Genomic DNA, 6,617 nt, shown 5'->3' on the forward strand with positions numbered 1-6,617 from the left:
TTGTGGAACAGGCATCTTGCCTGTTGCTAAAAATGTTGAGTGATTGTGGAACAGGCATCTTGCCTGTTGCTAAAAATGTTGAGTGATTGTGGAACAGGCATCTTGCCTGTTGCTAAAAATGTTGAGTGATTGTGGAACAGGCATCTTGCCTGTTGCTAAAAAGGTTGAGTGATTGTGGAACAGGCATCTTGCCTGTTGCTAAAAATGTTGAGTGATTGTGGAACAGGCATCTTGCCTGTTGCTAAAAATGTTGAGTGATTGTGGAACAGGCATCTTGCCTGTTGCTAAAAAGGTTGAGTGATTGTGGAACAGGCATCTTGCCTGTTGCTAAAAAGGTTGAGTGATTGTGGAACAGGCATCTTGCCTGTTGCTAAAAATGTTGAGTGATTGTGGAACAGGCATCTTGCCTGTTGCTAAAAATCTTGTTGACAAAAGAAATAATTCAAATAAAAGAGATCCGAAATCACCAAAATATAGTAAAATAGTAGATTGTGATTAATCTAAGGATATCAACAGATTATGGCTAAGAAGAGCATGGTCGAGCGCGAGAAAAAGCGCCAGAGACTCGTAGACAAGTACGCCGACAAGCGGGAAGACCTGAAAGACCAGTTTGACCAAGCTAACAATCAGATGGAAAAAATGGCGATTCACCGCCAACTACAACAGCTACCCCGCAGCAGTTCGCGGACTCGCTTGCGGAACCGCTGCTGGGCAACTGGACGGCCCAGAGGTTACTATCGTGACTTCGGACTGTCTCGCAACATGATGCGAGAAATGGCTCACGAAGGTCTTTTGCCCGGTGTTGTGAAGTCTAGCTGGTAGCACGAGAAAGAAGGCACGACACGGATGATGACACGGATACACGGATGATGTTTTTCTGAAATTGTCGTGTTTCTGGAGATTTATTCTAAAGAAAAAGGAAGAAGGAAGAAGGAAAAAAAACTTATAAATAATCGGCAAGATTATGTTTGGGGTTGATTCTTGTTTCAGACTTATGAGTTAAATTTTCCTCCTTCTTGCTTCACTGGCCACAGCATTTATCGATGCCTAGACTATCGAGTAACAAGTCGCTGACGGCATTGGCGATCGCAAATTCGCCGTAGAAGCTTTTAGAAAAATCATAGGCCTGCATTTCGGTGACGATCGCAATTACGAGGCTGCCCACGTCATTTTCGCCTTCCATGCGCTGGCGGACATAGATTTGGGCAGCTCTTTTAGCTATTTGCTGGTTGGCTGCTTCTGGGATAAACTCGGAGTCTAGCCATGCCAGCAAGGTTTGTTGGAGCCATTGGCCTTCTTGTTCGGGGTTTATGGCGGGCGGTAAGGTAATAGGTTCAATGGTTTCAGACATGATTATTCCTAATTGCTAATGTTGACTTTGAAAAGTTAACTGAGAAATGACAACTGATAAATATATGCAATATGATATACCGACAATTATACAAGGATATGCCCAAGGCTACTTCTTGATGGCAAATGACGGGGAGGAAAGTTTGGGGTGGTATTCCAGCCGACAGCGGGCGCTGATTCCCCTGGATGAAAGATTTACCTATCCGAAATCCCTGCGTCGCCAAATTAATCAAAATCGATTTTCGGTGGCTGTGAACCGCGATTTTGGGGCGGTGGTTGAGGGTTGTGCCGATCGCGAAACGACTTGGATTTCTAAGGAGCTCAAGCAGATTTACTGGGGTTTGTATGAGGCCGGTTGGGCTTACAGCTTCGAGACTTGGTGCGGGGACGAATTGGCGGGCGGTATTCTCGGATTGTCGATCGGCGGTGCGTTTATTGGGGAGTCGATGTTTTACCGAATTCCCGAGGGTTCTAAGGTGGCGATGGTGAAGTTGGTGGAGAGATTGCGCGATCGATCTTATCTGATGTTCGACGCTCAAATGAACAATCCGCACTTGGAAAGATTCGGCGCTTATACTGTTAAAGAAAAACTGTACAACACTCTTTTGCAAGCAGCTTTGAAGCGCCGCTGCACGCTATTTTGAATATTCTGTCATTCGGGAAAAGGCAGTACCATTTACGACCCCATTAGCTGCTTAAAACAATAGTATAATTAAGCTTAGATACTTCTCGGAGACAACCACTATGCAAGTCACAACCGCAGAAATCATTTATCCTTCCAGCGACGGTCAACCAATGGCAGAAAGCACCATTCAATACGAATTAATTGTCAAAATTAAAGAAGGTTGCGAATCGCTGTTTAAGAATGACCCAAACGTTTTTGTAGCAGCCGATTTACTCTGGTATCCAGTTGAGGGCAGACCCGATATTTCTCAAGCACCTGATACGATGGTGGTGTTTGGCAGACCAAAGGGCGATCGGCCTTCTTACATACAATATCGAGAGGACAATATTGCTCCTCAAGTCGTCTTTGAGATTCGCTCCCATAACGACCGCCAAACCAAAATGAATAAGAAACTTTCATTTTACCAGCGTCATGGAGTTGAGGAGTATTACGTTTACGATCCCGAAAGAAATGAATTAGAAGGCTGGCAAAGAATTGAGGGAATCTTAGAAGTAATTGAACCGATGGAGGGATGGATAAGTCCAAGATTGGGTGTGCGATTTGAGTTGGTAGAAGATAGGTTGGAAATTTATAGGCCTGATGGCGAACAGTTTCTTTCCTATGCGGAATTAGAAGAACAGCGGGGATTATATCGCCAGCGTTTACAACAAGAATCTCAAAGAGCCGAACAAGAATCTCAAAGAGCCGAACGTTTAGCCGCCAAACTGCGGGAACTGAACATCGATCCAGATAGCATTTAAGCCGGAATAAATGCTAAGAAACCCGATTTCTCAAACAAATCGCGTTTCTGAGGATTGCGGTTATTTATTCTTTTAGTCCAGGACTAATCAAGACAAAAGAAACCGGGTTTTTTGCGGTTTTGCAGACGGTAACGCGTCTTCTCAGGTAAAAACCCGGTTTCTGACCGCCCGTGCGTAAGTCTTATTCTTTTCAGGGCGAACGGGGATATTTGGTCGATCGCCCCCCAGCTAAAATTACATATACTACAATATATAATACAGAGATTAGAGCCAAAATCCTTGGAGCTCAGAAAAATCAGAATCGAAGCCCCTTGAATGTGTAAAAATACTGAAGCAAACATTACTAAACCCTGCACGGAGCAATTGTTGTGGATTCCAGATATAACCCCCAATCCATAGAAGAAAAATGGCAGCAGACATGGGCTGAGCAAAACTTAGACCAGATGCCAGAAGATACCCAAAAGCCTAAATTTTATGCCTTATCCATGTTCCCCTACCCGTCGGGAAACCTGCACATGGGTCACGTCCGCAACTACACAATCATCGATGTAATTGCCAGACTCAAGCGAATGCAAGGCTATCGGGTATTGAATCCGATGGGATGGGACGCTTTTGGTTTGCCCGCAGAAAATGCTGCCATCGAGCGCGGAATTCCCCCGGCAAAATGGACCTATGAAAATATTGCCCAAATGAAAGGCTTATTTCGCCGTCTCGGCATTTCCTTTGATTGGACAAAAGAAGTTACAACTTGTTCTCCCGATTATTATCGGTGGACTCAATGGATTTTCTTACAATTTTTAGAAGCAGGATTAGCTTATCAAAAAGAAGCCGCAGTTAATTGGGACCCTATAGACCAAACAGTCTTAGCAAACGAACAAGTAGATAACGAAGGTCGTTCCTGGCGTTCCGGTGCCAAAGTCGAGCGCAAATTATTGCGGCAGTGGTTCCTCAAAATTACCGATTACGCCGAACAGTTATTAAACGACTTAGACAAATTGCCAGATTGGCCAGAAAGAGTCAAATTAATGCAAGCCAACTGGATCGGCAAATCAGTCGGTGCTTACTTGGAATTTCCCATTGTCGGAATGGATGAAAAAATCGCTGTTTTCACCACTCGCCCAGATACAGTTTACGGCGTCAGTTACCTTGTTTTAGCGCCGGAACATCCACTAACTCAGCGCGTGACAACGGAAGACAGAAAAGCCGCCGTAGAAACCTTCATCAAAGAAGTCGCCGCCCAAAGCGAGATCGATCGCACAGCCGAAGACAAACCAAAGCGCGGCATCCCCACAGGCGGCAAAGCAATCAATCCTTTCAACGGCGAAGAAATTCCCATTTGGATTGCCGATTATGTATTGTACGAATACGGCACCGGCGCAGTTATGGGAGTACCCGCCCACGACACGCGAGATTTCAAATTTGCCAATCAATATCAACTGCCAATTAAAGTAGTAATTGTGGATGATGATGAGCTGCCCTTGACCGAAGCTTACACCGAACCAGGAATTATGATTAATTCCGAAAGCTTCAACGGCATGGATTCAATTAAAGGCAAAGCAGCGATTATTCACCATGCCGAAAATTCCGGTTATGGCAAAGCCCGCATCCAATACCGCTTGAGAGATTGGTTAATTTCTAGACAGCGTTATTGGGGCGCTCCCATTCCCGTAATTCACTGCCCCGCCTGCGGCACAGTCCCCGTACCCGCATCGGATTTGCCCGTATTGTTGCCGGAAAATGTACAATTTACTGGCAAAGGTTCGCCCTTGGCAAAGATGGAAGAATGGGTAAACGTTCCTTGTCCGAGTTGCGGCACTGCGGCGAAGCGGGAAACAGATACGATGGATACTTTTATCGATTCTTCGTGGTATTTCTTGCGCTATCCCGATGCTCAAAATCAAGAGCAAGTTTTCGATACGGCGAAGACAAATGATTGGATGCCCGTAGACCAATATGTCGGCGGCATCGAACACGCAATCTTGCACTTACTGTATTCGCGGTTCTTTACCAAGGTTTTGCGCGATCGGGGTTTGATCAATTGTGACGAACCATTTAAACGCCTGTTAACTCAAGGCATGGTGCAAGCAATGGCCTATAAAAATCCTGTTACTGGCAAATACGTTTCCCCAGCAGATATAGACCCCGCAAATCCCAAAGATCCTCAAACTGGCGAAGCTTTGGAAGTCTTCTACGAGAAGATGTCTAAATCAAAATACAATGGCGTTGACCCCTTGGAAGTTATGGGAAAATATGGGGTAGATACAGCGCGGATGTTTATTTTATTCAAAGCGCCGCCAGAGAAGGACTTGGAGTGGGACGACGCTGATGTGGAAGGGCAATTTCGCTTTTTAAATCGCGTTTGGCGCTTGGTTACAGAGTTTGGTGCACCCCCCCCAGCCCCCCCTTGCGAAGGGGGGGAGAAAGAGGTTTTAAGTAAACCTGAGAAGGATTTGCGGCGGGCAATTCACACTGCAATTAAGGAAGTGAGCGAAGATTTGGAGGGCGATTATCAGTTCAATACTGCTGTTTCGGAAATGATGAAACTCAGCAATGCTTTGAATGATGCTAAGTGTAAAGATTCGCCAATTTATGCAGAAGGAATTAACACTTTGATTCGCTTGTTAGCGCCTTTTGCGCCACATATTGCTGATGAATTGTGGCACAATACTGGTAACAGTGAATCGGTGCATACGCAAACTTGGCCGAGTGTGAATGCTTCTGCGTTAATTACCGATGAAATTACGCTGGTAATTCAAGTTATGGGCAAAACTCGAGGCACAATTCAAGTGCCTTCTGGTGCTGATAAAGCTGCGTTGGAAAAGTTTGCTCGCGAGTCTGAATTAGCCAAGCGTCACCTTGAAGGTAAGGAGATTAAAAAGGTAATTGTGGTGCCTGGAAAGTTGGTTAATTTCGTGGTAGCTTGAGGGTAAAAATCGCTACCTGTAGGCAAGCTATCGTTTCTACACAAACACAACCTAATCCCCTTTAAACACTATTGGGCAACTATTATTTACTATAAGAGTAGACAAGTTGCCCTTTTTTTACTAACTTTAAGGGAATTTTAGGATTGTTTAGCGGCTCGTTTCTTAGCCTCACCTTTTCTTCCCATTCTTTAAATTTAGGTTCCAGCATTTCCGGTGTAAGTTTATAAATCTCTTTGAGAGTTATGCCTTCATACAGTCCAATATACCAAGCTTCTACTCGGCGATACTTGTCAAGTATAATTTCATTCAAATGATGGTGAGTAGTGACCCCACCGCTTCTATTGAGAGCAATATTTATTGTTTTAAGTTCGTATTCTTTTCCTTCAGCATCAATAGCATCGTTTCCTTCACGTCCAGGCGATATCCGCAGCCCTAAAAGAATTAATAACTGTAAAGTCTTTCCCCCGTTATCTTGAAAAATATCCGCAATACCATATTCACTAGCCAGATTTTGCAATTCTTGGATGCTTTTCATAGCATTTTCTAGCCGTTTAGCATCTGAAATGCGTTCTGCTTCCGTGGTAACAGCCTCTTCAACAGGCTCTACAACTGACGGAGAAACTGGTTCAGCTATCAGGGTGTTAATGAGAGCTGTACTCTCGCCGCTTTGGCTAAAACTGATTAAATAAGTAGCGGGTACATCGAGCGCTTCAGCTAGAGCGAAAATAACTTCAAAGGATGGCGATCTTTCACCGCGTTCCAATAAGCTGATATAGTCAGTAGTCTTGTCTATGAGTTCTGCTAACTCGTCCTGTGTCATCCTTTTTTCTCTGCGTAACTGACTTAAGTAGGTAGGCGTAAAAAAACCAAATCATGTTAAGATAAGTAAACACTCAAGATTTGATTTACAAAATCAAC

Annotated in this window: 7 protein-coding genes and 1 pseudogene; 5 read left to right on the plus strand and 3 right to left on the minus strand. The window is 44.4% G+C overall.

Annotated elements, in window-relative coordinates; genetic code table 11:
• The first annotated feature begins 346 nt into the window (after positions 1-346).
• Together QUA16_RS22180 and rpsN are read left to right on the plus strand one after the other, a co-directional pair.
• Positions 347-499, plus strand: coding sequence for a hypothetical protein (locus tag QUA16_RS22180; RefSeq protein WP_333181335.1), 153 nt, complete (start codon positions 347-349; stop codon positions 497-499).
• 20 nt (positions 500-519) lie between these two features.
• Positions 520-822: a 30S ribosomal protein S14 gene (gene rpsN, locus QUA16_RS22185; protein ID WP_333105709.1), complete on the plus strand. Its 303-nt coding sequence runs from the start codon at positions 520-522 to the stop codon at positions 820-822.
• A 199-nt stretch (positions 823-1,021) separates the two neighbouring features.
• On the opposite strand, the gene QUA16_RS22190 is transcribed toward rpsN, so the two are convergent.
• Complete coding sequence (locus tag QUA16_RS22190; protein WP_333105708.1) at positions 1,022-1,351, minus strand: hypothetical protein; 330 nt, start codon at positions 1,349-1,351, stop codon at positions 1,022-1,024.
• A 46-nt stretch (positions 1,352-1,397) separates the two neighbouring features.
• Between QUA16_RS22190 and aat the strand changes: the two genes are divergently transcribed.
• From aat to leuS, 3 genes are all read left to right on the plus strand, one after another.
• A complete protein-coding gene (gene aat, locus QUA16_RS22195; RefSeq protein WP_445252189.1) occupies positions 1,398-1,994 on the plus strand; it encodes a leucyl/phenylalanyl-tRNA--protein transferase in 597 nt (198 codons plus the stop codon).
• A 100-nt stretch (positions 1,995-2,094) separates the two neighbouring features.
• Positions 2,095-2,775, plus strand: a complete 681-nt coding sequence (locus QUA16_RS22200; protein ID WP_333105707.1) for a Uma2 family endonuclease — start codon at positions 2,095-2,097, stop codon at positions 2,773-2,775.
• Positions 2,776-3,143: 368 nt separating this feature from the next.
• Positions 3,144-5,699: a leucine--tRNA ligase gene (leuS, locus tag QUA16_RS22205; RefSeq protein WP_333105706.1), complete on the plus strand. Its 2,556-nt coding sequence runs from the start codon at positions 3,144-3,146 to the stop codon at positions 5,697-5,699.
• Between the two features lie 82 nt (positions 5,700-5,781).
• Here leuS and QUA16_RS22210 read toward each other — a convergent pair whose 3' ends face one another.
• Positions 5,782-6,381: a type II site-specific deoxyribonuclease gene (locus QUA16_RS22210; protein WP_333181336.1), complete on the minus strand. Its 600-nt coding sequence runs from the start codon at positions 6,379-6,381 to the stop codon at positions 5,782-5,784.
• 9 nt (positions 6,382-6,390) lie between these two features.
• Positions 6,391-6,537: pseudogene (locus tag QUA16_RS22215) on the minus strand (helix-turn-helix domain-containing protein); the annotation flags it as partial.
• Between the last annotated feature and the right edge of the window lie 80 nt (positions 6,538-6,617).

This window comes from Microcoleus sp. S13_C3, from assembly GCF_036700905.1.
Lineage (GTDB): Bacteria > Cyanobacteriota > Cyanobacteriia > Cyanobacteriales > Microcoleaceae > Microcoleus.

Bases quoted from the DNA above. Each gene is read 5' to 3' on its own strand.
- rpsN (WP_333105709.1), top strand. From the start codon at position 520: ATGGCTAAGAAGAGCATGGTCGAGCGCGAGAAAAAGCGCCAGAGACTC.
- QUA16_RS22200 (WP_333105707.1), top strand. From the start codon at position 2,095: ATGCAAGTCACAACCGCAGAAATCATTTATCCTTCCAGCGACGGTCAA.
- QUA16_RS22190 (WP_333105708.1), bottom strand. From the start codon at position 1,351: ATGTCTGAAACCATTGAACCTATTACCTTACCGCCCGCCATAAACCCC.
- aat (WP_445252189.1), top strand. From the start codon at position 1,398: ATGACAACTGATAAATATATGCAATATGATATACCGACAATTATACAA.